The sequence below is a fragment of the Trinickia sp. Z7 genome (genome assembly GCF_056498045.1).
Map to the genome: position 1 here is coordinate 126,802 of NZ_JAUEQW010000001.1, position 23,534 is coordinate 150,335.

Here is a 23,534-nt window from a genome sequence, read left to right on the forward strand (position 1 = left end):
CCCAAGGAAAGAACCATCGACATCGCGCAGTAGAACCTATTACGAACTCGATATGAAACCAGGCACACCGAACGAAGCAAGCGGCCTCGAGGGGACCGGCGTCGCGTCGGTCGATCTATTCGACCTCACGCCTACCTCGCTTTGGCTCGAAGACTATAGCCGCTTGCATGCGCTGTTCGCGTCCTGGCGCGAGCAAGGCGTAACCGACCTCCGAGCGTTCCTCGAGGCAGACAGCGGCCGCGTCGCGCAATGTTCCGCTTGCATCCGCGTGCTGAAGGTCAATCGGCGCACGCTGGAAATGTACGGCGCGCGCGACTTCGACGAACTGTGCGCGCGCTTGGACATCGTCCTGCGCGACGACATGCTCGAAGCGCACGTCGACGAACTCGTGCAAATGTGGTCGGGCAAGCGCACGTTCGAAAGCCAAAGCGTGAATTACACGCTGGACGGGCGGCGGCTCGACATCTTGCTCAAGGGCGTCATTCTTCCCGGCCATGAGGCTTCGTGGGATCGGGTGCTCGTGGCCATCGACGACATCACCGCGCTCGAAGACGCGCGGCGGCGCGTGACGGCAAGCCGCCAATATGCACAAGGATTGTTCGAGCATGCGCCCGTTTCGCTATGGATCGAAGACTTCCGGCGCATCAAAGGGCTGATCGACGAGGTGCGTGAACAAGGCATCGTCGACTTTCGCACGTTCACGGACGTCCATCCCGATTTCGTCGAACGTTGCATGGCGGAAATCGTCGTGCTCGACGTGAACCGCTACACGATCGATCTGTTCAAGGCCGAGGACAAGGCCTCGCTGCTGGGCCGTCTGCCCGAAGTGTTCCGCGACGACATGCGTCAGCACTTTCGCGAACAATTGATCGACCTGTGGGAGGGACGGCTGTTCCAGCAGCGCGAGGTGCTGAACTACGCGCTCGACGGCAGCGAAGTCCATCTGCATTTGCAGTTCTCGGTCTTTCCCGGTCATGAAAACGATTGGGACCTCGTGCTGCTCGCGCTGACAGACATCACCGCGCGTAAAAAAGCCGAGGCGTACCTCGAATACTTGGGCAAGCACGACGTGCTGACCAAGCTGAAGAACCGCTCGTTCTATGTCGACGAACTCAACCGCCTCGAGCGCAAGGGCCCTTTCCCCGTCAGCGCAATCATCGTCGACTTGAACGACTTGAAGACCGTCAACGACCAATTGGGCCATGCGGCGGGCGACGCGCTTTTGCGCCGTGCCGGCGAAGCGCTGGCCAAAGCGATTCAAAAGCCTTATCACGCCGCTCGCATCGGCGGCGACGAATTCGTCGTGCTGCTGCCCGGCGCGAACGAGCGCGACACCGAAGTGGTGGCCGAAAGCATCCGGCAAATCGTCGAACTCAACAATCAGTTCTATTCGGGCCCGGCGCTGAGCTTCTCGATGGGCTATGCCACGTGCGACCACGGCGAGCGCATCGAAGACATGCTGCGCGAGGCCGATGCCGCGATGTACGAAGACAAGCGCCGCCATCACGCCCCTGAAGCCGCCGCGGAAAGCTGATCGCCGATTTTTCGTTTAGGGGTTGACTATCTATCTACCAGTAGATAAAGTGATGCACATGGAAACGACGAAGCCGGTGCGCGAACAGATCCTCGATCATGCGATCACGCTTATGATGCTGCGCGGCTACAACGGCTTCAGCTACCGAGATTTGTCCGAGCTCGTTGGCGTGAAAACGTCGAGCATTCATTACTACTTCCCGTCGAAAGACGATCTGGTGCTCGAGGCTGTTCATGCCTATACGCAGGAAGTGCAACGCGCGGTTCGAACGATCGACGTTGCGCTGCCGGCCGAGGCCAAGCTCGCCAAGTTTGCGAAAATGTTCGGCCGCACGCTCGGCGATGGCGATCAGATCTGTCTGTGCGGCATGCTCGCGTCGGACATCGAAACATTGCCCGAGCCGGTCCGCATAGCGGTGCAAGCGTTCTTCAAGGCGAACGAGAGCTGGCTCGCCGAGGTCTTCGCCGAAGGCATGCGCGACGGCACGCTCGCCACGAGCGCCAAGCCCGATCAGGCGGCGCGGGCCTTCTTCGCGGCGTTGCAGGGCGCAGGCCTGGCGAGCCGGTTGTTTCGCACCAGGAGCCGGCTCGCAGAAGTGGAAGCGTCGTTCAAGTCGTCGAAATAAGCTTTATCAGGAAATCGTCGAAGCAAGGGGCGCATCATAGCGCCCTGTTTTAAGGCTTATTTATCTATCTTTTGGTAGATAGATAACTGAGTCGTTGCCCACCCGCAGCGGGAGAAATACCCACTGCACAGTAGGGTTTTGCGCATGGCCTATCTTTTACGAGCGCAGCCGCGCGCAGCCCGCCTTCATTCATTGAAAGGAGCTACACCATGTCGATCGAAAAAGTTCTCTATCGTGCCCATGCTCGCGCAACGGGCGGCCGTGACGGACGCGCAGTCGTTCCCGACAGCGGCCTGGATCTGCGTTTGACGACGCCGCGCGAATTAGGCGGCGCAGGCGGCGACGGCGCCAATCCCGAGCAACTCTTCGCGGCCGGCTACAGCGCGTGTTTCATCGGTGCAATGAAGTTCGTCGCAGCGCGCGACAAGATCGCTTTGCCGCAGGATGTGGCGATCGACGGCAGCGTCGGCATCGGCCAGATTCCGAACGGCTTCGGCATCGAGGTCGAACTGAAGATTTCGCTGCCGGGCATGGACCGCGCCGCCGCGCAAGCGCTGATCGAAAAGGCGCATGGCGTCTGCCCGTACTCGAACGCGACACGCAATAACATCGACGTGACGCTTACCCTCGTCTGAATCGGGGCTGTACGCATCGAGAAAAAAGCCCAGGCTTCACCGGCCTGGGCAAACACCACCGGGAACCCCAGCGGCTCGGAGACGATGGCGTCGCATGGCAATGCGAAAACGGTCCTGATTCGGCGCTTCGCCGAGGCGAATCGCCGAATCGTCCGCTGCGCCGTGATCGATCCTTAGTTGTGCTGATAAACGGGCGGCGAGTACGTGCTGACAGCGCCGTCGTTCGTGCGGCTGCCTGCTTGCGACGCGCCTTCCACGCTCGGGCCGTAGCCGCTCGTATCGGCTTGCGCGGCGCCTTGCTGCGCGTTGACGCGCTGCTGAGCGGCTTGAATGTTTTCCGGATAGTGTTGCCAGTCGCGCGGGTTGTAGCCGGCCTGTTCGAGACGCACCAGATCGGCGCGCACTTGGGCGCGCGTGAGCGGTTGGTTCGATTGAGCGAAAGCGGCCACAGGGGCGACGAGGGCGACGGCAACTGCAATTTGCTTGATGATTGCGTTCATGATAACTACCTCCGAATACTCTTTTAAGGGGCTGCGACACGGCTCGTGTGCAGCAGGTAGAGGCAGTGTAGGCTTAGGGTCTTCCCGGATAAATATGGGAATTCGGAATTCATTGGTGCGTGTGGAATAACAATCCTGGCCCGCCGTTCGCGGCCGGGCTTGTGCGGTCAGAAGCGTCGCGTCGCGACTTGTTCGACAATGACGCCACAGTGGCGATCGTAAAGAAAACGATACGGAGGGAGGCGTCCTATGGACCGCTTCGTTGCAATGAAGGTGTTCGCGCGAGTCGTCGAATCGCACAGTTTCGTAAAGGCCGCCGAATCGCTGCACATGGCAGCGCCGCAGGTATCGCGGATCGTCCAGGCGCTCGAGGCGCATCTCGGAGCGCGCTTGCTCAACCGCACGACACGCAGCATCAGCGTAACGGACGACGGCGAGGCCTACTACCAGCGCTGTATCCGGGTGCTGGCCGAAGTCGACGAGATGGAAGCCGAGCTCACGCATGCGAAGCTCAATCCCAAGGGGCGTCTGAAGGTGAATCTGCCGGCGCTCGTCGCCAAACTGATCATCATTCCCGCCTTGCCCGAGTTTTTCGAGCAGTATCCCGATATCGAGATCGAGATGGGATTGAGCGATCGTCAAGTCGATATCGTCGAAGAAGGCGTCGATTGCGTGATCCGCACGGGCGAGCTCGAAGATTCGGGGCTCGTGGCGCGGCGCCTCGGCAACATGCGGCGCGTGACGTGCGCCTCGCCCGCTTACCTCGAAAAATACGGCGAGCCGAAGACGATCGACGACTTGCGTGAGCATATCGGCGTCAATTACGTATCGAGCAATACGGGGCGCGTTCGCAGTTGGGACTACGTGGTCGGTGGCCGTGTCGAGACCGTCGATATGCGCGGCATGATCGCGGTGAACGATGTGGACGCCTATGTGTCGTGCGGCCTGCATGGCCTCGGGTTGCTCAAGACGGCGATTTTCCCGATTGCTCGATATCTGGAGAGTGGCGAACTAAAAGAAGTCTTGACGGGCTATTGTTCGCCGCCGCGGGCGATTTCCATCATGTACGCGCGCAATCGCCACTTGCCGCGCAAGGTCCGAGTGTTTGCCGATTGGGTGCAGGCGCTCTTCGCTAGTCAGCCGTTGATGCAGACTGCCGCCAAGGCGGCACCGAGCGTGGACGCCGCAGAAGCCGCATAGCGGCGCGCACACGACAAAAAACCCGCAAGCCTTTCGGTCATGCGGGTTTTTGTTTGCCGGCACGGTAAGCAATGGCACTCGCGCCACGCATGCCAGTGATGCCAAGAATGCGGGCCGATACCGTTCGCGAACGATGGTGGGTGCTGAGAGGCTCGAACTCCCGACCTACGCCTTGTAAGGGCGCCGCTCTACCAACTGAGCTAAGCACCCGTTCGCGAAGCTTTCGCGGCTTTTTCGCTGCTCTCGCGAACGTCAGGACATTCGCAGCCAGCAAGCCCGCTAGTTTAGCGCATCTTTTAGGGCTTTGCCAGGCTTAAATTTGGGCACCTTCGCGGCCTTGATCTTGATCGCCGCGCCCGTGCGCGGGTTGCGGCCCGTCCGTGCCGTGCGCTTGCCGACGGCAAACGTGCCGAAGCCGACGAGCGTCACGGTGCTGCCCTTCTTCAGCGCACCCTTGACGCCGCCGATCACGGCGTCGAGCGCCCGCCCGGCCGCTGCTTTGGATAGGTCCGCTTGTTGTGCAATGTGGTCGATCAGTTCCGTCTTGTTCATCCGAATCCCCGATGATGAATGTTGGGCTGCAATCGTGAGAGCACCGTCACGTGCTCGAAAGGAAGCACAGGCCATGCTGCGCAGGCCCATTAAAGGTGGACGAAACTGGAGTGTCAACCGGGGTTGCGCCCGATGCGGGCCGTACCCGGCCGCAGGATCATCAGCGGGAAGAACGAGACACCCGAAGCCGCCGATTCGATCGGCTGCATTTTTTACGAAGCCCGAGTTCGCGCGGCGCGGCCCCGTGGCTTCTCGCCTTCACCGAGCGAAAACCGCTCGACCACCACACGCATCCAATTGGGCACTTTTACGTTTCTCGTCCGATTGTGTTTCAACTGGCTCCGTAGCGCTTGAAAGTAACCGTCGCGTAGCCCGAGATCGGTTGCCAGCGTTTTAACGTCGACCTCCCCTCGCGCCTTCTTAGGGAACCATCTCAGCTCATCGAGCTTCTGCACGTGATGCCGATCAAGCACCCTGATAAGCGCCAATTGGTTTCGGTGGGTGGTTTGCTGCGGATCGTCCGATCCTCGCGGGTACCTGCCGACGAATCGAACGATATCCGCATCGGAGATCGAGGATCGGAGATTTTCGGCTTCTGCGAGCACTGTGAAATATGAGAATGCCGGAGCAGGCGCGGCACCGTGACGGCTAGCGCCTGTGTTCGATGGACCCGGCGCATCCGCAGACGCCGACGTGCTCGCCGCCCCTGGCCCGCTTGCGGGCGCGCGCCATGGAGACATAGGGCGGAAGGTCACCACCGCCTCCGTCCAATCCATGGTGTCGAGAACGGGCGCCGGGTTCGCGTGGACGGCATCTTGCTGTTCATCGTCCGATGGCCCCGGTGTGCCCGCAACCTCCAGATCCGGGTCGGGATACGCGGGGCTCATGGGCTGTTGGATCACCGCCCCGTCCCCTTCCTCGTCCACTCCCACAGTCCACGAATATCGCCTGCCGGCGCTCGACGCTTGCGCGCGAATCGGGTCTGAGGACGCGGTGCTAAGCGGCTGGAAGATCATGTCGCCCGCCCCATCGTTGCCCACTCCCCGAGTCAACGGATCTGAACCCATGGCACTGGATTGCGGCGTAGCGGCGGACGCATCCATCGCGCCGTGGACCAGATGAAACGCTAGATCCCCGAGCGTCAGGTTCCTCATGTCACCCGCGCTCACGGCCCCGCGCCCCGAAGCGATATGGCGCATGCCATCCTGCAGCGAGCCTAGGCGGCGAGCCGTGGGCCTCGGGAGCGAGTGAGCTGCGCCCGCCATACGCGCCGGCGACTGCAAATGCGGCGCCGCCCACACGACCTCGACGTCGTGATCCGAGTCGGTGGCGGCACTGGAAGGTCCGCGCGGCGGGCTCCGGCGTCGCGCCCGCTTTAACTGCGGGGGGCTGTAGTCAGGTTTCATTCATTGAATTCCTCGCCGTCGCCGCGCTAACGTCGTCGGCGCTCCATCCTTTGGAGCCGAACGCACACGACGTTTGGCAAGGCCGAGCGGCAAGACGGGCGGATCGATGCTGCCTGATGGCTCTGCCGGCCGCTCCTGGGTGAAATGCGCAATCATTATCAACCGACAGGTTTCGGTACGGCAGCACAATGCCGTGAAACTCGCAACGAAATGCCACGTTGTGAGACGACACGGCATGGGCCGGAGCAACCGGGCGTTGCGGGGGCGTGAGCACCATTTAAAAAAACCGCCCTCCTGGGCGCGGGAATGTCATTCCCATTTCCAGGAGGGCGGTTCGTGAAGCCGTCGCGTCAACGCTTCTTTGCGCGCGGCTTCAGGGAGCAGTCGCCTTCGCGACGCTTTGTCAGTGCTTGACGACTTCCGTCGCTGTCGCATCCTTGGCCGCATCGACCGGTGCAGCCTTCACCTCTTCCTCGACCAACGGCTCGGGCACGCGTTCGAGCGCGAGCTCGAGCACCTTGTCGATCCAGCGCACCGGCACGATCTCGATCGCGTTCTTCACGTTATCGGGGATATCCGCCAAATCCTTGACGTTCTCCTCGGGGATCAGAACGAGCTTGATGCCGCCGCGATGCGCCGCCAACAGCTTCTCCTTGAGCCCGCCGATCGGCAGCACCTCGCCGCGCAGCGTGATCTCGCCCGTCATTGCCACGTTCGCACGCACGGGGATACTCGTGAGCACCGAAACGAGCGCCGTCGTCATCGCGATACCGGCGGACGGACCGTCCTTCGGCGTCGCGCCTTCGGGCACGTGGATGTGAATGTCCTGCTTCTCGAACGCTTCATCCTTGATGCCCAGACGCCGCGAACGCGAACGCACGACCGACCGCGCCGCTTCGACCGACTCCTTCATGACGTCGCCGAGCGACCCCGTGCGGATGACATTGCCCTTGCCCGGCATCACCGCCGCTTCGATCGTCAGCAAATCGCCGCCGACTTCGGTCCAAGCGAGGCCCGTGACCTGACCGATCTGGTTTTCTTTCGCTGCCAGGCCGAAGTCGTACTTGCGCACGCCGAGGAAGGTATCGAGGTTGCCGCTGTCGACCTTGATCGCGCCTTCGGCCTTCTTCAGCAACAACATCTTCACGACCTTGCGGCAGATCTTCGACACCTCGCGCTCGAGCGAACGCACGCCCGCCTCACGCGTGTAGTACCGAATGATGTCGCGGATCGCTGCCTCGGTCACGTCGACCTCGCCTTCGCGCAGCCCGTTGTTCTTCTTCTGCTTGGGCAGAAGGTAACGTTGCGAGATGCTGACCTTCTCGTCTTCCGTATAGCCCGCCAAGCGGATCACTTCCATCCGGTCGAGCAGCGGCGGCGGAATGTTCAGCGAGTTCGACGTAGCGACGAACATCACATCCGACAGGTCGAAATCGACTTCGACGTAGTGATCGGCGAACGTGTGGTTCTGTTCCGGGTCGAGCACTTCGAGCAGCGCCGACGACGGATCGCCGCGGAAATCCATGCCCATCTTGTCGACTTCGTCGAGCAAGAACAGCGGATTGCGCACGCCGACCTTCGTGAGACTTTGCAAGATCTTGCCCGGCATCGAGCCGATGTAGGTACGGCGGTGGCCGCGAATCTCGGCTTCGTCACGCACGCCGCCGAGCGCCATGCGCACGAACTTGCGGTTCGTCGCGCGTGCGATCGACTGGCCGAGCGAGGTCTTACCCACGCCCGGAGGCCCAACGAGGCAAAGGATCGGCGCTTTGACCTTGTCCACACGCTGTTGCACGGCGAGGTACTCGAGAATGCGTTCCTTGACCTTCTCGAGGCCGAAGTGGTCTTCGTCGAGCACGCGCTCCGCATTGGAGAGGTCGTTGTTGACCTTGCTCTTCTTGCGCCACGGCAATGCGATGAGCGTGTCGATGTAGTTGCGCACGACGGTGGCTTCGGCCGACATCGGCGACATCAGCTTGAGCTTCTTGAGCTCGGAATCGGCCTTCTTCTTGGCCTCTTTCGGCATACGCGCGGCTTCGATGCGCTTCTCGAGTTCTTCGAGGTCCGCGCCCTCTTCGCCCTCGCCGAGTTCCTTCTGAATCGCCTTGACTTGCTCGTTCAGGTAGTACTCGCGTTGGCTCTTCTCCATTTGGCGCTTCACGCGGCCGCGGATGCGCTTTTCGACTTGAAGAATGTCGATCTCGGCCTCGAGTTGGGCAAGCAGATGCTCGAGCCGTTCCACGACGGGGAACATCTCGAGAATGTGCTGCTTCTGATCGAGCTTGAGCGGCAAATGCGCCGCGATCGTATCGGCGAGGCGCCCCGCTTCATCGATGCCCGCGAGCGAGGTCAAGATCTCGGGCGGGATCTTCTTGTTCAACTTCACGTATTGGTCGAACTGCGACACGATCGCGCGACGCAACGCCTCGGTTTCGGCGCTATCGGCGTGATCGGGCTCGAGCGGCATGACTTCGCAGGAAAATTGCGTTTCCTGCTCTTCGATCGAGAGCGTCTTGGCACGCTGCAGCCCCTCGACGAGCACCTTTACGGTGCCATCGGGCAGTTTCAACATTTGCAGGATGTTGGCGATACACCCCACTTCATACATGTCTTTTTCGGTAGGCTCATCCTTGGCCGCGGTCTTTTGCGCGACAAGCATGATGTGCTTGCCGCCCTCCATCGCGACTTCGAGCGCCTTGATCGATTTGGGCCGCCCCACGAACAGCGGGATAACCATATGCGGGAAGACGACTACATCTCGCAATGGCAGCAGCGGGAGCGTGATGCGCTCTTGAGGAAGGAGTTGGGTTCCTGACATTTCATTTCCCCATGGATGGAATCAGTTCGTTCGGTAGTTGAGGCTCGCGGTACGAATTGCAAGCCTACGCGTGTGGGAAAAGTTCAGTGAATCGAGCAGTCGTCAGTGTTACCCACAAGATAAACGAAAAAAGCCGTTCACGTCTCCATGAACGGCCATTCCTGCGAAAGCTTTAGGCCAATCAATTCGAGCCTGCGACCTTTGGCGCTTCTTCGTAGATGAGAAGGGGCTTGCCGTCGCCATCGATGACGTTGTCGTCGATGATCACCTTGCTGACCCCTTTCATCGCCGGCAGCTCGTACATGACGTCGAGCAATGCCTGTTCCAAAATCGAACGCAGGCCCCGGGCGCCCGCCTTGCGGCGAATCGCCTTGCGCGCCACGGCTTGCAGCGCATCGGGACGGATCTCAAGCTCGACGCGCTCCATCGCAAACAGCTTGTTGTACTGCTTGACGAGCGCGTTCTTCGGCTCGACCAGGATTTTCATCAGCGCCACTTCGTCCAGCTTGCCGAGCGTCGCGACCACCGGCAAACGTCCGATCAATTCGGGGATCAACCCGAATTTGATCAAGTCCTCCGGCTCGACCTCGCGCAGCACTTCGCCGGCGTCGCGCTCTTGCTTGCTCTTGACGCTCGCGCCGAAGCCGATACCCGTCTTTTCGGTACGGTCGGTGATGACCTTCTCGAGGCCGTCGAACGCCCCGCCGCAGATGAACAAGATGTTCGTCGTGTCCACCTGGATGAAGTCTTGGTTCGGATGCTTGCGGCCGCCCTGCGGCGGCACCGAGGCCATCGTGCCCTCGACGAGCTTGAGCAGCGCCTGTTGCACGCCCTCTCCCGAAACGTCGCGGGTAATCGAAGGATTGTCGGACTTGCGGCTGATCTTGTCGATTTCGTCGATGTAAACGATACCGCGCTGGGCCTTCTCGACTTCGTAATTGCAGTTTTGCAGCAGCTTTTGAATGATGTTCTCGACGTCCTCGCCCACATAGCCGGCTTCCGTCAGCGTGGTGGCGTCGGCGATGACGAACGGAACGTTCAAAAGACGCGCCAGGGTCTGCGCGAGCAATGTCTTGCCCGATCCGGTCGGCCCGATCAGCAGAATATTGCTCTTGGACAGCTCGACTTCGTCTTTCTTGTCGAGATGCTTGAGCCGCTTGTAGTGGTTGTACACCGCCACGGCCAGAATCTTCTTCGCGCGCTCCTGCCCGATCACGTATTGATCGAGGATGTCGCGAATTTCTTGCGGGCTCGGCAAGTCGGATTTGGACAAGCCTGCGTCCGGGCCGGCTCCCGCGGCCTCGTCGCGAATGATCTCGTTGCACAGGTCGATGCATTCATCGCAGATGAAGACCGACGGGCCCGCGATGAGCTTTTTCACCTCATGCTGGCTTTTGCCGCAAAACGAGCAATACAGCAGCTTTTCGCTGTTCGAACCTTTCTTGTCCGCCATGGATATACGAGCCTCCGGACACTCGAATGACAGGCACGCCGATCGCCGCCCCTAACGCAGGGTCGGATCGATTCGGCCGGCCGGCGTAACGGGAGACGCATCGGCGTCCCCGCCGTCGGCGCCCAGCACTATTATCGACCATTTCTGGCATCGCTTGAGCCGGCCACCCCACATGTGCGGGAAGATGCCGACTGCCGCCGATGCGCTTATGGGCGCTTTTGTAGGACCTGATCGATGAGGCCGTACGCCCGCGCGTCCTCTCCCGACATGAAATTGTCGCGATCGGTGTCGCGCGAGATGCGCTCGACCGGCTGCCCCGTATGGTGCGCGAGCAGTTGATTGAGGCGCTCTTTCAAATAGAGAATCTCGCGGGCTTGAATCTCGATATCCGACGCTTGCCCGCGCGCCCCGCCGAGCGGCTGGTGAATCATCACCCGCGCGTTCGGCAACGCGAAACGTTTCTCCTTCGCACCCGCTGCGAGCAGGAACGCGCCCATGCTGGCCGCGAGCCCCATGCAAAGCGTCGAGACGTCGGGCTTGATGAACTGCATCGTGTCGTAGATCGCCATCCCAGCCGAAACCGAGCCGCCAGGGCTGTTGATATAGAGGCTGATGTCCTTGTCAGGATTCTCGCTCTCGAGAAACAGCAATTGCGCCACGACGAGGTTGGCCGTTTGGTCGTTGACTTCGCCGACCATGAACACCACGCGCTCTTTCAACAGGCGCGAGTAGATGTCGTACGAACGCTCGCCGCGGCCGCTCGTTTCGACGACGATCGGAACGAGCCCCAGCGCCTGCGCCTCGAAATCGCGCGGCGCATTCGATGCCAACGTGTCCAACAGTTGAGCGCGAGAGATCATGCAAAGGGTCCTTGTTCGGAATGGGTCTTGAAACGGCGGGAACACAGCCCGCGCTCGCCGCCGCAATACATCATCGAATCACCGCGACATGAAAAACGGCGTGAGGCCGTCGCTCCGACAGCCTGCACGCCGCTTTGGCGATGCCTTACGCTTGCGCCGAGGCGCTCGCCAATGCTTCGAAGCTGACTTCCTTGTCCGTCACCTTCGCCTTGCCGAGAACGAATTCGACGACGTTGCTTTCAACGACGTACGCTTCCATCTCGGCCAGGCGTTGCTTGTTCGAATAATACCAGCGGATCACTTCCTTCGGGTCTTCGTAGCTTTTCGCGAATTCCTCGACTTCCGCGCGGATTTGCTCGGGCTTCGCCTCGAGGCCGTTTTCCTTCACCAGCTCGGCCAACACGAGGCCCAGCTTCACACGCCGCTCGGCCTGTTCCTTGAACATCTCGGCCGGAATCGGCGCGTTCTGTGCGTTGGGCACGCCGCGCTGCATCAGGTCTTGCCGCGCCATTTCGACCAGGCGCTCCTGGTCTTGCTCGATCAGCGCGTTCGGCACTTCGAGTTCGGCGACCTTGAGCAGCGCATCCATCACCTGGTTCTTGACCAGCGACTGCGTGCGGCGCTTCGCCTCGCGCTCGAGGTTCTCCTTGATCTCCGCGCGCATTTTAGCCAGATCGCCGTCGGCCACGCCGAGCGACTTCGCGAATTCGGCATCGACTTCCGGCAGGTGCGGCCATTCGATTTTCTTCATCGTGATGGTGAACTGCGCCGTCTTCCCGGCGACGTCCTTGCCGTGATAATCGTCGGGGAACTTCAGGTCGAACCCACGTGCTTGGCCAACCGACAAACCCGTCGCGGCTTGCTCGAATTCGGGCAGCATGCGGCCCTCGCCCAGCACGAACACGAAATCTTCCGCGGTGCCGCCTTCGAACGCCACGCCGTCGAGCTTGCCGACGAAATCGACCGTGACGCGATCGCCGCTCTTGGCCGCAGTGTCCGCACCGCCGTCGCCGTGCTCGCCCGCTTCGCCGCGCGCGTGGTAATGCACGCGCTGCTTGCGCAGAATTTCCAGCGTGCGATCGACTTCGGCTTCACTGATTTGCGTCACCGCGCGCTCGACTTCGGCGCTCGACAAATCGCCGAGCTTGACCTCGGGGTACACCTCGAACGTGGCGTCGAACGCGTAGGCGTCGTCCGCAGCGCCTTCCTTCGGGCTGAAGCTCGGCTGGCCGGCAACGCGCAGATTTTCCGCGCGGCTGATGTCGAAGAACTGCTTGCCCACCTTGTCGCTCAGCACCTCGGCTTCGACCTGCCCGGCGTACTGCTGGGTCACCATCTTCAGCGGCACCTTGCCCGGGCGGAAGCCCGGCATGCGGACGTTCTTCGCGAGTTGGCGGATGCGCGAATCGATCTCCTTCTGCACGGTGTCTTTCGGCAGGGAAATCGTCACACGGCGTTCAAGCTTGCCGAGGTTCTCAACAACGTTAGCCATGGCTTCAATCGTCCTAAATTGTTCAAGCGAATCGGGTATCTTCGCCGTGCCCACGTGTTGCGCTTCGCCCAAAAAAGCGCCGCAATCACCGCCGGAAGCTGCCTGAGGCTGACCGCCAGCGGCACGGTTGGATCGGAAGAATCGAATATTCTAGCAAACTATTGAACGGTGGCACCCGATTTGGCGTGGCATAGGCGCACGAAGTCGTCTCGGGCCGATCGCGTCCCGCACGCGCAAGGCGCGTGGCGCCGACGCATGAGCCCGTGCGATGCCCGCTATGCCGCCGCGTCTATCCAACGAGGCCCTCGGACTGATAAGCTCGCGCCGAGTCGAACCTCTAATATCGAGCGCCGCGGCACGACCGCGGCGCCGGCTCATTTTCGGAGACATCATGCCTCGCAGCGCCCCCGTCGTCGTCATCGCCCCCGACTCGTTCAAAGGCTCGCTGAGCGCGCAGGAAGTGGCTCAGGCGATCGCGCAAGGCGTCAAGCGCGCGCTGCCCGCGGCCCAGGTGCGCCTATGCCCCATGGCCGACGGCGGCGAAGGCACGCTCGATGCCATGCTCGCGCAAGGCGGGGAGCGGCGCCTGCTGCGCGTGCACGGCGCATCGCAAGTCCTGCGCGAGGCTGCCGCGGGCTTGTTGCCCGATGGCAGCGCTGTCGTGGAAACGGCGGAAGTGGTCGGCATCACCGACGCCATCGCGATGCAGGCGGACGTCGAAGCGCGCAGCACGCGCGGCATGGGCGAAGCGATCGCCCTCTTGCTCGATGCCGGTGCGCGGCGCTTCTTCGTCGCGCTCGGCGGCAGCAGCACGAACGACGGCGGCGCCGGGCTGCTCGTCGCCCTCGGCATGAAGCTTTTGGACGCTTACGGCCGCGAACTCGAGCCGACGCCGCGCGCACTCGCCGCACTTGCTCGCGTGGATGCATCCGGGCTCGATGCTCGGCTCGCGCAGGCCTCGTTCGTCGCCATGTCCGACGTCGACAACCCGCTGACGGGCGAGCACGGCGCGACGGCCGTCTTCGGCCCGCAAAAGGGCGTGAAGGCCGAACGCATCGACGCAATCGACGCCGTCCTCGCACGTTTCGCGGAGCTGGCCGAAGCGGCGCTCGGGCGCCGCGCTCGCGATCTGCCCGGCGCGGGAGCGGCAGGAGGACTCGGCTTCGCGCTGCATTTGCTCGGCGCCCGCTTCGAGCCCGGCGCGGAAGTCGTGGCGGCCCAAGTAGGCCTGGACGCCGCGCTCGAGCACGCGGACTGGCTCATCACCGGCGAAGGTCGGTCCGACGTCCAGACGCTGCACGGCAAAGCGCCCTTCATCGCTTGCCGGCACGCACGCGCCGCGGGCGTGCCCGCCACCCTGCTCTCGGGCGGCGTCGATCCGAACGCGCTCGCACGGCTCGCCGAGCATTTCGCCGGATGTTTCTCGCCCGCCCCCGGGCCCATCGCGCTCGAAGCGGCAATCCGCGATGCGGCGAGCCTGCTCGCCAACGAGGCGCAGCAACTGGCGCGGTTGAAATTCGGCGCGTGAGTGGGAGCGGCATCGGCCTGCATGCGCGAACGTCGTGAAATGCCGCGTTGACCGCCGCGCCGGATGCGGCAACAATCGCCCGAGTGCTTTTTCACCTGCCCCTCTTTCGACAGGATCGACGACCCCATGAAGGCTGCAGCCAAAGCCGGGCTAGAGCAATTCTTGACCTACCGCATGCACGTGTTGAACAAGCTGTCGGACCGCGGGATCAGCGAGCGCTATCAAACGAAGCTCGACATTACGCTGCCGGAGGCGCGCGTGATCGCATCAGTGGGTTCGTTCGGCCCGTTCTCGATCATGGACTTGGCCAAGCATGCCAATCTGGACAAGAGCCAAGCCAGCCGCGCAGCGGAGGCGCTCATCAAGCGCGGGCTCGTCAAACGGGAAGCCAGCAGCGACGACGGCCGCGTGGTATTGATCTCTCTCACGCAGGAGGGCCGTGCGCTGTTTCGCAAAGTGATGCCGATCGCGCGCAAGTGGAATGCGGATCTGTTCAGTTGCCTGAGCGACGCGGAGCGGGAGGCGCTGGGGCGAGTGCTGGATAAGGTCATCGCGCGGGCGCAGGCCGAAGGCTAGGGGCACACCGCGCACGGATGGGCGACGGAAACCCGCCTGCCGGCCGGACGATTGAACCCAAGGACGATTGAACCCAAGAGCCGATTGAACCCAAGCCCGGAAAAAGATGGTGCGAGGAGCGGGACTCGAACCCGCACACCATTGCTGGCGTCAGGACCTAAACCTGGTGCGTCTACCAATTTCGCCATCCTCGCGCCGAAGCGCCCCGCTTCTCGCACGGCGCTTCGATGTCAGGCTCGCTTTCGGCGCCGATGGAGCGGCGCGACGATCTTGCGATCGAAAGCGTAAGCGCGAGATTCTAACTCATTCGCGCGTGGTTGTGTCGAGGAGTCGAAGCGTCGAACGTTGCGGCGTCCCGCTCATCGCCGCGCCCCCGCGCAACGGCCGACGCAACGGCGGCAACATGGGCGCAGGCGCCCTGCTCTTTCGCCGCCGCTCCGTAAAATGGTTGTGCGTACAACTAGCCACTGCCTCGAGCCGATGATCGATTCTTCCTACAAGGTACAAGGAGTCACGCGATGAACACTCCAGGCGGGCACGGCGCCCCGCCCATGCGCATCGCCGTGGTGGGCGCCGGCGCGATCGGCGGATTGCTCTGTGCGGCGCTCGCCCGTGCGGGCCAATGCGTGTCGGTGCTCGCGCGCGGCGCCACGTTGGCCGCGATCCGAGCGCACGGCATTCGCATCCGCGAACACGACGGCTCGATCGAAGCTGCGCGCATCGATGCCAGCGACGATGCGGGCGCGCTGGGCGCGCAAGACTTCGTGGTCCTCGCGTTGAAGGCCCAAGCGCTGCCGGGTCTCGCCGCTTCGCTGCAGCCGCTCATCGCAGCCGATACAGTCGTCGTCTCCGCCATGAACGGTCTGCCATGGTGGTTTCTGCACGGCCTGCCCGCGCCGCTCGATACCGAGGAGCCCCTTGCCGCCGTTGATCCCGGCGGTCGCGTCTCGGCCGTCCTGCCCGCCGCCCGCGCGCTCGGCTGCGTCGTGCATCTATCGGCGGCCAACGAAGCCCCAGGCATCGTCAAACGCGGACGCGGCAATCGGCTCGTCGTCGGCGCCGCGAACGCCGTCCGCGCGGCCGCGGCGCGCAGCTTCGCCTCAACGCTCGCGGCGGGCGGCTTCGACGTGCAAATCGCCGAGGATATCCGCGCTGAAATTTGGGCGAAGCTCTGGGGCAACATGAACATGAATCCGCTCAGTGCGTTGACGGGTTCCACCGCCGATCGCTTGCTCGACGATCCGCTCACGCAGGCGCTCGCGTTGCGGATGATGGAAGAAGCCGACGCGATCGGACGGCGCCTTGGGTTGTCCCCGGGGATGTCGCCGCAAGCGCGTGTCGCCATCACGCGCGAACTGGGCGCGTTCAAGACATCGATGCTTCAAGACATGGAAGCGGGCCGCCCGCTCGAGGTCGAGCCGATTCTAGGGGTGTTCCCCGAGCTGGGCCGCAAGCTCGGACTGGCCACGCCTTTTTGCGATGCCGTTCTCGGCTTGCTGCGTCAACGCGCCGAGAACGACCGGTCGCGAGCGACCTCGCGTTGAGCGGCGAGCGATCGTCTACACGCCGTCGTCGACGGTCGCTGCCTCACGCATCGATTTGTTCGTAGGCGTCGCGCCCCGCACGGGCAAGGTCGCGCCACAGAACCGCGGGGCACACGTGGCCCAGTGCGCGGCGGCCCAGCAGTTCGTCGCACAGGGCGGCCAGGCGTCGAAACGACGCCAAAGGCTCGCTCTCGCGTCTGTCGCGAGCGCCGAGCACGATGCTGGCTTGACTCATGGCCCGCTCGAGCGCCAGCCATTGGGCGTCTTGAACCGGCTGCCCGTGGGCGCCCAATTGTGCGGCAGCACCGGACACGAGAAACAACTCGCGGAACGCGGCGCGCACCTGAGCGGCGATAGCGGCGTCCCGACCGGTCGCAATCGATTCCATAGACGTAGTGGCGAGAGACATGTTGGGGTGCGTGACGAGACGCAATGCGTGGGCACGCAAATGCCGGCGGCACGGGTGCACCGCGAATGCTCAAGGGATTACGGCGTCAGGCCCTTTTACTTTAGATAGGGTAAACGCCGATCATGCTTGCCGGGCGGGACCTCGTGCAATGCGTCACGCGCGTCCGCCCCAGACCGAGCGCGTGATACACTGCGGCCCCATGTCACCGTGGCGCCGCTTCCTCGTCATCGTCCTACTCGTTCTGAGCCTGCCGGCCCAGTCGCTTGCTGCTATCTCGATGAGATACGCCGCGGCCAGCACAGGCGAGTTGCCGATGCACGACACGAGATCGGTCATGCACGAAAGCGGCCATCACGCGCGTCTCGCTGCGCTGAGCGGCGACGATCATCGACACCATCACCCAAGCGACGCCTGTCGCGCGCATCCGTGCTCGACATGCTCGCTCTATTGCTCGGGCGCGGGATTGCCGGCAAGTCCGTTCGTCGCCGTCGCACCCGATGTGCGTCACATCGCACTTGCCCCAGCCTCCTCGGCCGCTGCCGCGTCGTTTCTGACCGACGGCATCGAGCGCCCTCCTCGACTGTTTCTCGTCTAGCTCTCGATCGCGGCCCCGTTGCCGCGGTGCGCCATCCGCTCCGGCGAACCTACGGGTGTTCGTCGGACGACTCATGACGAGAAAACGATGCGACCTCTAGTTTTGACTCGAATGGCGGCGACGATCACCGTCGCCGCGTTTCTCACCGGCTGCGCGACGTTCTCGGATGACGGCGGCTTCGATGCCGTGTCTTCGATCGCCAAGCAGCGGCTCGGCAAGGACGTGGTCATGCTCAAGACCGACGCCGACCGCCAAGCCGCGGCCGAGCGTACGCGGTCTCTCCTGTCCCAACCGCTCGACATGGACAGCGCCGTCCAGGTCGCGTTGCTGAACAATCCCGGCCTGCAAGCTGCTTATGCCGAGCTAGGGCTATCGGAAGCCGACCTCGTCCAAGCGAGCCGCCTGCCGAATCCGGGCTTCACCTTCAGCCGCACGCGCGCGAGCAACGGCGACTTGAGCATAGGCCGCACTGTTTCGGCGAACGTGCTCGCCATCCTGACGCTGCCGCTCGCCGCACGAATCGAGCAGCGCCGCTTCGACGAGACCAAGCTCGAGACGGCCGACGCCATGCTCAAAGCGGCAGCGCAGGCGCGCCGCGCTTACATCGATGCGGTGGCGGCCGAGCAAGCGCAACGGTACGCCGAACAAGTGAAAGACTCGGCCGACGCCGGCGCGCAATTGGCCGCCCGCATGCGTCGGGCGGGAAACTTCAGCAAGCTCGAGGACGCACGCGAGCAAGCGTTCCACGCCGAATCGACGGCGCGCTTGGACCAAGCGCGCCGGCAAGCGGTGGCGGCGCGCGAAGCGCTCACGCGCGCGCTCGGTCTATCGGGCGAAGGCGGATCCTATACGCTGCCGGATCATCTACCTGACTTACCCGAGAAACGCCCCGCTCTGACGGATATCGAGCGATTCGCCATGGAAAACCGGCTCGACATTCGGGCCGCCAAGATGCGCACGCAGGCCGTGGCATCCTCGCTCGGGCTCAGACGAGCGACGCGCTTCATCGACGCGTTCGAATTGGGTTATCAAAACAATTACGAAACCGACAAGGGACGCGAGCACGGCTACGAAATCAGCGTCGAGATTCCCCTGTTCGATTTCGGCAAAGCCAAAATCGCCCGCGCCGAGGCCGCGTACATGCAGTCGGCAAATCGGCTCGCGCAAACGGCGATCGATGCGCGCTCCGAAGTGCGCGCATCGTACCGCGCATACGTGAGCAATTACGACGTTGCCAAGCGCTATCGCGACGAGATCGTGCCGCTGCGCAAGACGATCTCCGATGAACTGATGCTGCGCTATAACGGCATGCTCGCAAGCGTCTTCGATCTGCTCGCCGATGCGCGCGAACAGGCCGGCGCGGTCAACGGCTATATCGATGCGCTCAAGGACTACTGGCTCGCCGAAGCCGACCTCGAGCAAGCGCTCGGCGGCGCTCTGCCGCAGAGCGATTCCGCGCCGGCCGCATCGTCAACGCTTTCGCAAGGAAAATGACATGGTGTCTCGTCGACAATTTCTGAGCGGCTCCGGCGCCGCGCTCCTGGGCGCCGCGATGGTCGGCAAAGCCGGCGCGGCCTCGTTGCCCGAGGCGCCCATCATGTCGAGCGCCGCCACGCAACCGCCCTTGACGCCCCGCGACGGGCGCCCCTACACGCCGGTGGCCACGTTGAACGGTTGGACGCTGCCGTGGCGCATGAAGAACGGATGGAAGGAATTTCACCTGATCGCGGAGCCGGTCGTGCGTGAGATCGCGCCCGGCATGAAGGCCAATCTCTGGGGCTACAACGGACAGTCGCCGGGGCCGACCATCGAGGCCGTCGAGGGTGACAAAGTCCGTATCTTCGTCACCAACAAGCTGCCCGAGCACACGACCGTGCACTGGCATGGCATGCGGCTGCCGAGCGGAATGGATGGCGTCGGCGGTCTCACGCAGCCGCACATCCCGCCGGGCAAAACCTTCGTCTACGAATTCCGGCTCGAGCGGCCCGGCACCTTCATGTACCACCCGCACGCCGATGAAATGGTGCAGATGGCGATGGGCATGATGGGCATGTTCATCGTGCATCCGCAGGACCCGAGCGTGATGCCTGTCGATCGCGACTTCGTGTTTCTGCTCGCCGCCTACGATATCGACCCGGGCAGCTACACGCCGCGCGTCAACGAGATGACCGACTTCAACATGTGGACGTTCAATTCGCGAGTCTTTCCCGGCATCGATCCGCTGCCGGTGCGTGCAGGCGAGCGTGTGCGCATCCGCTTCGGGAATCTGACGATGACCAATCACCCGATCCACCTTCACGGCTATCACTTCGAAGTGGCGGGCACCGACGGCGGCTGGATCCCGCCGGCGGCGCGCTGGCCCGAGGCGACCGTCGATGTGGCGGTCGGGCAAATGCGGGCCATCGAGTTCGTCGCGGACCGGCCCGGCGATTGGGCGTTCCATTGCCATAAGTCGCACCACACGATGAACGCGATGGGCCACCAAGTGCCGAACATGATCGGCGTGGAGCAAAAAGACCTCGTCGAACGCATCGGCAAGCTCGTGCCCGATTACATGGCGATGGGAAGCACGGGCGGCTCGATGGGCGAAATGGAGATGCCGCTGCCTGAGAACACGTTGCCGATGATGACCGGCGCCGGCCCGTTCGGGCCGATGGAGATGGGCGGCATGTTCACTGTGGTGAAGGTGCGCCGGGATCTTGCCCGCAACGATTACCGCGATCCGGGTTGGTTCAAGCACCCGAAAGGCACCGTCGCCTACGAATACACGGGCGAGTTGCCCGATGGCTGAATGGCCCAACGAGGTCGCGCCCGTCGCGGCCTTCGATCTCAACCCCTTCCAACGTGGAGAAAGCATGATCAAGCAAGCCGTTGTTTCGATTGCGATTGCGAGCGCGCTCGCGTTTTCCGCCGCCGCTTACGCTGCGGGCGACATGAACGACATGGATATGAGCGGCGGCGCGAAGCCGAGCGCACAAGCGGCGCGCGCCATGTCGCACGGCGAGATCAAGAAAGTCGATACGAGCGCCGGCAAATTGACCATCAAACATGGTCCGCTCGAAAACCTCGGCATGGGTGCGATGACGATGGTGTTCAAGGTGAAAGATCCGGCGATGCTCGATCAAGTGAAGACCGGCGACAAGGTCGACTTCGTGGCCGAGCGGATCGACGGCGCGTTGACCGTCGTGAAGCTGCAGAAGCAGTAATGCGGCAAGGCCCGCGCGGGGGCGCGGCGCCGATCCCTAGCGTCGCTTGATGCGGGCGTCGTAGCCCGCTTCGTACAGCGCAACGAGGAACTCTTCCGGATAGAGCCACGAATCGACGTCGATCGCGTGGGCGCGAGCGTCCACCGTCACCTGCGCTTGCGGGTCGACGCTTTCGACAGCCGCGGCAATGCGCGAACCGTCATCGTTGCCCGTCAGTTCCAACACTTCGAATCTCATTGCCCCTCCTGTACATCTCGGCCCGGTGCGCAGCGTCGCACATGGGCCGCCTCGCGCGCTCCGCCGTCGTCAAGCGTCACTTTATATCACGTTGTGATATTTACAAGCGGCCGATTGCCGCGCGTTCATTGTCATTGTCCGGATATGCCGCACCGCCCCCTTGATCTTTCTCAACAGTTCTTCGCCGTGCCGCAACGATACTGGGCACCTCCGCCAACCGAATAGGAGTTATCGATGGCCACCGTCATGAAAGCCGCTGTCGTACACGCATTCGGCGAGCCGCTGCGCATCGAAGAGGTGCGTGTGCCAACGCCCGAACCCGATCAGATCCTCGTCAAAATCGAGGCGTCGGGCGTCTGCCACACCGATTTGCATGCAGCCGACGGAGATTGGCCCGTGAAACCCTCGCTGCCGTTCATCCCCGGGCATGAGGGCGTGGGCTATGTCAGCGCCGTGGGCTCGCGCGTCAAGCATCTGAAGGAAGGCGACCGGGTAGGCGTGCCCTGGCTCTACACGGCCTGCGGTCACTGCGAGTACTGCCAGACGGGGTGGGAAACGCTGTGCCACGAGCAGAAGAACACGGGCTACTCGATCAACGGCAGCTACGCCGAATATGTGGTGGCCGACCCCAACTACGTCGGACGCCTTCCCGACAACGTCGCGTTCGACGAAATCGCACCGATTCTGTGCGCAGGCGTCACCGTCTACAAGGGCATTCGCGTGACGGACACGCGGCCCGGCCAATGGATCGCCATCTCCGGCGTGGGCGGTCTAGGCCACGTAGCCGTGCAGTATGCCGTGGCGATGGGGCTGCATGTCGTCGCCGTCGATGTCTCCAACGATAAGCTCCAGCTCGCACGCACGCTCGGTGCGCAACTGACCGTCAATGCCGCCGAGCAAGACCCGGCCGCCGTCATTCAAAAAGAAATCGGCGGCGCCCATGGCGTGCTCGTGACCGCCGTCTCGCGCAGCGCTTTCGCACAAGCACTCGGCATGGTCAGGCGCGGCGGCACGATCTCGCTGAACGGGCTACCGCCCGGGGATTTTCCGCTGCCGATATTCTCGACCGTGCTCAACGGCATCACGGTTCGCGGATCGATCGTCGGCACTCGGCGCGATTTGCAGGAATCGCTCGATTTCGCCGCCGAAGGCAAGGTGCGCGCTCACATCCACCGCGACCGGCTCGAAAACATCAACGAGATCTTCGCCGCGCTCAAGGCCGGGAAGGTGGACGGGCGCATCGTGTTGACGGCCGACTGAGCGAGCAAACGCGCGGCGCGACGCGCCGTGCGCTTCGAAGCCGGCGCGAGCCGCTATTGAAGCGATCAGTGTCGACTTCGGCGGCGTCGACACCGCGCCCGCCGCTTGCGCCGCGGCGCTCAGCACGCAACCGCACCGCCGGCGAAGCTGCGCGGATCGACGCGTTCGCACGAAATCGTCGTCCCGGCCGTGCCCTCGACGAGCCGAACCACGTCGCCGAGCGCGCCGATCGCCGCCCTGCGGCCCGTGCGCTCGGCGAAACGCGCCGCCGCCCGCAGCTTCGCGCTCATGGCGCCCGTCGTGCAGGCCAATTCGTGCAGCACGCTCGGGTGTGCATGACGAAGCAGTTTCGAATTGGCCGTGCCCCAATCGAGAAAAACGCCCGCCTTGTCCGTCGCGATGACGAACAGATCGGCTTGCACCGTTCGCGCGACGAGGGCTGCGCCATCGTGCTCGTCGATGACGGCGTCGACCGGCTCCATGGCGCCGTCGTCGGCCGCCACGACCGGGATGACACCGACGGTGCAGACGACGAGCGCGCCCTGCTCGACCAAACGACGCAGCGGCTCGGCCTGCAGCAATCGCACCGGCTGGGGGCTCGGCACGACGTGCCGATATGCAATGCCGTCGTGGGCCAGGTGCCAGCGTTTTTCCCGTGCGGCGGCGAGCGCGCGCTCGCCCGTGAGCATCGGGCCGACGGCCTTGTTCGGCGATTCGAACGCGGGATCGTCCCGATCGACCTCGACTTGCGTGTGCAGCGCCGTGCATCGGCGCGCGTGCGCAAGCATATGGCGCAGCTCGCTTGCGACGCTCGTGCCGATTTGCATGTCGGCTGCCTGCGCTTCGGCGGGCTCGGTGGAGACAGCGCCACACTCCGCGCCTTCGTGATGATGGACCGCATTAGGCCCGATCCGACACCCGTCGCTACGGACGATGACGACATCGTTGCCCTGCGCGATCCGCGCCAACTGCGCAGCCGCCGAACGAACGATGTGCGCATCTTCCGGAGCGCCATCCTTCCCGCCCCGTGTGCGCAGCGCGTCGTTTGCCAATGCGATCACGATTCGCATGTCCTCAGTCCCCCATGGTCGTCGAGCGCGCAAA

The 23,534-nt window shown here is 63.2% G+C and carries 22 protein-coding genes and 2 tRNA genes; 12 read left to right on the forward strand and 12 right to left on the reverse strand.

Going from position 1 to position 23,534, the window contains the following annotated elements; translation table 11 throughout:
- Positions 1 to 52: 52 nt before the first annotated feature.
- The 3 genes from QQS38_RS00565 to QQS38_RS00575 all read left to right on the forward strand — a co-directional run bounded on the left by QQS38_RS00565 (position 53) and on the right by QQS38_RS00575 (position 2,794).
- Positions 53 to 1,534 carry a sensor domain-containing diguanylate cyclase gene (locus QQS38_RS00565; RefSeq protein ID WP_479643434.1) on the forward strand — a complete coding sequence of 494 codons (1,482 nt, stop codon included), beginning with the start codon at positions 53 to 55 and terminating at the stop codon, positions 1,532 to 1,534.
- A gap of 58 nt (positions 1,535 to 1,592) precedes the next feature.
- Positions 1,593 to 2,159 carry a TetR/AcrR family transcriptional regulator gene (locus QQS38_RS00570; RefSeq protein WP_479643435.1) on the forward strand — a complete coding sequence of 189 codons (567 nt, stop codon included), beginning with the start codon at positions 1,593 to 1,595 and terminating at the stop codon, positions 2,157 to 2,159.
- A 209-nt stretch (positions 2,160 to 2,368) separates the two neighbouring features.
- Positions 2,369 to 2,794 (forward strand): organic hydroperoxide resistance protein, encoded by a 426-nt coding sequence (locus QQS38_RS00575; RefSeq protein WP_479643436.1) that lies wholly within the window; start codon positions 2,369 to 2,371, stop codon positions 2,792 to 2,794.
- 173 nt (positions 2,795 to 2,967) lie between these two features.
- On the opposite strand, the gene QQS38_RS00580 is transcribed toward QQS38_RS00575, so the two are convergent.
- Complete coding sequence (locus QQS38_RS00580) at positions 2,968 to 3,294, reverse strand: DUF4148 domain-containing protein (protein ID WP_479643437.1); 327 nt, start codon at positions 3,292 to 3,294, stop codon at positions 2,968 to 2,970.
- A gap of 249 nt (positions 3,295 to 3,543) precedes the next feature.
- On the opposite strand from QQS38_RS00580, the gene QQS38_RS00585 reads away from it, so the two are divergent.
- The gene (locus QQS38_RS00585; protein WP_479643438.1) at positions 3,544 to 4,494 is read left to right on the forward strand and encodes a LysR family transcriptional regulator; all 951 of its coding nucleotides are present in this window, start codon (positions 3,544 to 3,546) and stop codon (positions 4,492 to 4,494) included.
- A gap of 134 nt (positions 4,495 to 4,628) precedes the next feature.
- On the opposite strand, the gene QQS38_RS00590 is transcribed toward QQS38_RS00585, so the two are convergent.
- From QQS38_RS00590 to tig, 7 genes are all read right to left on the reverse strand, one after another.
- Positions 4,629 to 4,704 (reverse strand) — tRNA-Val (locus QQS38_RS00590).
- 69 nt (positions 4,705 to 4,773) lie between these two features.
- Entirely contained in the window at positions 4,774 to 5,046 is a 273-nt protein-coding gene (locus tag QQS38_RS00595; RefSeq protein WP_277428114.1) for an HU family DNA-binding protein, read from the reverse strand.
- Positions 5,047 to 5,258: 212 nt separating this feature from the next.
- Positions 5,259 to 6,200, reverse strand: a complete 942-nt coding sequence (locus QQS38_RS00600) for a hypothetical protein (RefSeq protein ID WP_479643439.1) — start codon at positions 6,198 to 6,200, stop codon at positions 5,259 to 5,261.
- Positions 6,201 to 6,855: 655 nt separating this feature from the next.
- Positions 6,856 to 9,270 carry an endopeptidase La gene (lon, locus tag QQS38_RS00605; RefSeq protein ID WP_479643440.1) on the reverse strand — a complete coding sequence of 805 codons (2,415 nt, stop codon included), beginning with the start codon at positions 9,268 to 9,270 and terminating at the stop codon, positions 6,856 to 6,858.
- Between the two features lie 181 nt (positions 9,271 to 9,451).
- Complete coding sequence (clpX, locus tag QQS38_RS00610; protein ID WP_479643441.1) at positions 9,452 to 10,723, reverse strand: ATP-dependent Clp protease ATP-binding subunit ClpX; 1,272 nt, start codon at positions 10,721 to 10,723, stop codon at positions 9,452 to 9,454.
- Positions 10,724 to 10,929: 206 nt separating this feature from the next.
- Positions 10,930 to 11,583 carry an ATP-dependent Clp endopeptidase proteolytic subunit ClpP gene (gene clpP / locus QQS38_RS00615; protein ID WP_277428111.1) on the reverse strand — a complete coding sequence of 218 codons (654 nt, stop codon included), beginning with the start codon at positions 11,581 to 11,583 and terminating at the stop codon, positions 10,930 to 10,932.
- 145 nt (positions 11,584 to 11,728) lie between these two features.
- Positions 11,729 to 13,075 carry a trigger factor gene (tig, locus tag QQS38_RS00620; RefSeq protein ID WP_479643442.1) on the reverse strand — a complete coding sequence of 449 codons (1,347 nt, stop codon included), beginning with the start codon at positions 13,073 to 13,075 and terminating at the stop codon, positions 11,729 to 11,731.
- Between the two features lie 391 nt (positions 13,076 to 13,466).
- Between tig and QQS38_RS00625 the strand changes: the two genes are divergently transcribed.
- Both QQS38_RS00625 and QQS38_RS00630 read left to right on the forward strand, forming a co-directional pair.
- Positions 13,467 to 14,603: a glycerate kinase gene (locus tag QQS38_RS00625; protein ID WP_479643443.1), complete on the forward strand. Its 1,137-nt coding sequence runs from the start codon at positions 13,467 to 13,469 to the stop codon at positions 14,601 to 14,603.
- 126 nt (positions 14,604 to 14,729) lie between these two features.
- Positions 14,730 to 15,179: a MarR family winged helix-turn-helix transcriptional regulator gene (locus QQS38_RS00630; protein ID WP_479643444.1), complete on the forward strand. Its 450-nt coding sequence runs from the start codon at positions 14,730 to 14,732 to the stop codon at positions 15,177 to 15,179.
- Between the two features lie 107 nt (positions 15,180 to 15,286).
- Here the strand turns inward: QQS38_RS00630 and QQS38_RS00635 are convergent.
- Positions 15,287 to 15,373 (reverse strand) — tRNA-Leu (locus QQS38_RS00635).
- 324 nt (positions 15,374 to 15,697) lie between these two features.
- Here QQS38_RS00635 and QQS38_RS00640 point away from each other — a divergent pair.
- Positions 15,698 to 16,723: a 2-dehydropantoate 2-reductase gene (locus QQS38_RS00640; protein ID WP_479643445.1), complete on the forward strand. Its 1,026-nt coding sequence runs from the start codon at positions 15,698 to 15,700 to the stop codon at positions 16,721 to 16,723.
- A 43-nt stretch (positions 16,724 to 16,766) separates the two neighbouring features.
- Here QQS38_RS00640 and QQS38_RS00645 read toward each other — a convergent pair whose 3' ends face one another.
- Positions 16,767 to 17,132 carry a hypothetical protein gene (locus QQS38_RS00645; protein WP_479643446.1) on the reverse strand — a complete coding sequence of 122 codons (366 nt, stop codon included), beginning with the start codon at positions 17,130 to 17,132 and terminating at the stop codon, positions 16,767 to 16,769.
- A 199-nt stretch (positions 17,133 to 17,331) separates the two neighbouring features.
- Between QQS38_RS00645 and QQS38_RS00650 the strand changes: the two genes are divergently transcribed.
- The 4 genes from QQS38_RS00650 to QQS38_RS00665 all read left to right on the forward strand — a co-directional run bounded on the left by QQS38_RS00650 (position 17,332) and on the right by QQS38_RS00665 (position 20,933).
- The gene (locus tag QQS38_RS00650) at positions 17,332 to 17,727 is read left to right on the forward strand and encodes a hypothetical protein (protein WP_479643447.1); all 396 of its coding nucleotides are present in this window, start codon (positions 17,332 to 17,334) and stop codon (positions 17,725 to 17,727) included.
- Between the two features lie 87 nt (positions 17,728 to 17,814).
- Entirely contained in the window at positions 17,815 to 19,221 is a 1,407-nt protein-coding gene (locus tag QQS38_RS00655; RefSeq protein ID WP_479643448.1) for a TolC family protein, read from the forward strand.
- 1 nt (position 19,222) lies between these two features.
- Entirely contained in the window at positions 19,223 to 20,518 is a 1,296-nt protein-coding gene (locus QQS38_RS00660) for a multicopper oxidase domain-containing protein (RefSeq protein WP_479643449.1), read from the forward strand.
- A gap of 64 nt (positions 20,519 to 20,582) precedes the next feature.
- Positions 20,583 to 20,933 carry a copper-binding protein gene (locus QQS38_RS00665; RefSeq protein WP_479643450.1) on the forward strand — a complete coding sequence of 117 codons (351 nt, stop codon included), beginning with the start codon at positions 20,583 to 20,585 and terminating at the stop codon, positions 20,931 to 20,933.
- A gap of 36 nt (positions 20,934 to 20,969) precedes the next feature.
- Here the strand turns inward: QQS38_RS00665 and QQS38_RS00670 are convergent, their stop codons facing one another.
- Positions 20,970 to 21,170: a copper chaperone gene (locus tag QQS38_RS00670; protein ID WP_479643451.1), complete on the reverse strand. Its 201-nt coding sequence runs from the start codon at positions 21,168 to 21,170 to the stop codon at positions 20,970 to 20,972.
- 234 nt (positions 21,171 to 21,404) lie between these two features.
- Here QQS38_RS00670 and adhP point away from each other — a divergent pair, with 234 nt between their 5' ends.
- Positions 21,405 to 22,430 carry an alcohol dehydrogenase AdhP gene (gene adhP / locus QQS38_RS00675; protein WP_479643452.1) on the forward strand — a complete coding sequence of 342 codons (1,026 nt, stop codon included), beginning with the start codon at positions 21,405 to 21,407 and terminating at the stop codon, positions 22,428 to 22,430.
- Positions 22,431 to 22,549: 119 nt separating this feature from the next.
- On the opposite strand, the gene QQS38_RS00680 is transcribed toward adhP, so the two are convergent.
- Positions 22,550 to 23,500: an amino acid kinase family protein gene (locus QQS38_RS00680; RefSeq protein WP_479643453.1), complete on the reverse strand. Its 951-nt coding sequence runs from the start codon at positions 23,498 to 23,500 to the stop codon at positions 22,550 to 22,552.
- Positions 23,501 to 23,534 lie beyond the last annotated feature (34 nt).

Bases quoted from the DNA above. Each gene is read 5' to 3' on its own strand.
- QQS38_RS00565 (WP_479643434.1), top strand. From the start codon at position 53: ATGAAACCAGGCACACCGAACGAAGCAAGCGGCCTCGAGGGGACCGGC.
- QQS38_RS00570 (WP_479643435.1), top strand. From the start codon at position 1,593: ATGGAAACGACGAAGCCGGTGCGCGAACAGATCCTCGATCATGCGATC.
- QQS38_RS00575 (WP_479643436.1), top strand. From the start codon at position 2,369: ATGTCGATCGAAAAAGTTCTCTATCGTGCCCATGCTCGCGCAACGGGC.
- QQS38_RS00580 (WP_479643437.1), bottom strand. From the start codon at position 3,294: ATGAACGCAATCATCAAGCAAATTGCAGTTGCCGTCGCCCTCGTCGCC.
- QQS38_RS00585 (WP_479643438.1), top strand. From the start codon at position 3,544: ATGGACCGCTTCGTTGCAATGAAGGTGTTCGCGCGAGTCGTCGAATCG.
- QQS38_RS00595 (WP_277428114.1), bottom strand. From the start codon at position 5,046: ATGAACAAGACGGAACTGATCGACCACATTGCACAACAAGCGGACCTA.
- QQS38_RS00600 (WP_479643439.1), bottom strand. From the start codon at position 6,200: ATGAGGAACCTGACGCTCGGGGATCTAGCGTTTCATCTGGTCCACGGC.
- lon (WP_479643440.1), bottom strand. From the start codon at position 9,270: ATGTCAGGAACCCAACTCCTTCCTCAAGAGCGCATCACGCTCCCGCTG.
- clpX (WP_479643441.1), bottom strand. From the start codon at position 10,723: ATGGCGGACAAGAAAGGTTCGAACAGCGAAAAGCTGCTGTATTGCTCG.
- clpP (WP_277428111.1), bottom strand. From the start codon at position 11,583: ATGATCTCTCGCGCTCAACTGTTGGACACGTTGGCATCGAATGCGCCG.
- tig (WP_479643442.1), bottom strand. From the start codon at position 13,075: ATGGCTAACGTTGTTGAGAACCTCGGCAAGCTTGAACGCCGTGTGACG.
- QQS38_RS00625 (WP_479643443.1), top strand. From the start codon at position 13,467: ATGCCTCGCAGCGCCCCCGTCGTCGTCATCGCCCCCGACTCGTTCAAA.
- QQS38_RS00630 (WP_479643444.1), top strand. From the start codon at position 14,730: ATGAAGGCTGCAGCCAAAGCCGGGCTAGAGCAATTCTTGACCTACCGC.
- QQS38_RS00640 (WP_479643445.1), top strand. From the start codon at position 15,698: ATGAACACTCCAGGCGGGCACGGCGCCCCGCCCATGCGCATCGCCGTG.
- QQS38_RS00645 (WP_479643446.1), bottom strand. From the start codon at position 17,132: ATGTCTCTCGCCACTACGTCTATGGAATCGATTGCGACCGGTCGGGAC.
- QQS38_RS00650 (WP_479643447.1), top strand. From the start codon at position 17,332: ATGTCACCGTGGCGCCGCTTCCTCGTCATCGTCCTACTCGTTCTGAGC.
- QQS38_RS00655 (WP_479643448.1), top strand. From the start codon at position 17,815: ATGCGACCTCTAGTTTTGACTCGAATGGCGGCGACGATCACCGTCGCC.
- QQS38_RS00660 (WP_479643449.1), top strand. From the start codon at position 19,223: ATGGTGTCTCGTCGACAATTTCTGAGCGGCTCCGGCGCCGCGCTCCTG.
- QQS38_RS00665 (WP_479643450.1), top strand. From the start codon at position 20,583: ATGATCAAGCAAGCCGTTGTTTCGATTGCGATTGCGAGCGCGCTCGCG.
- QQS38_RS00670 (WP_479643451.1), bottom strand. From the start codon at position 21,170: ATGAGATTCGAAGTGTTGGAACTGACGGGCAACGATGACGGTTCGCGC.
- adhP (WP_479643452.1), top strand. From the start codon at position 21,405: ATGGCCACCGTCATGAAAGCCGCTGTCGTACACGCATTCGGCGAGCCG.
- QQS38_RS00680 (WP_479643453.1), bottom strand. From the start codon at position 23,500: ATGCGAATCGTGATCGCATTGGCAAACGACGCGCTGCGCACACGGGGC.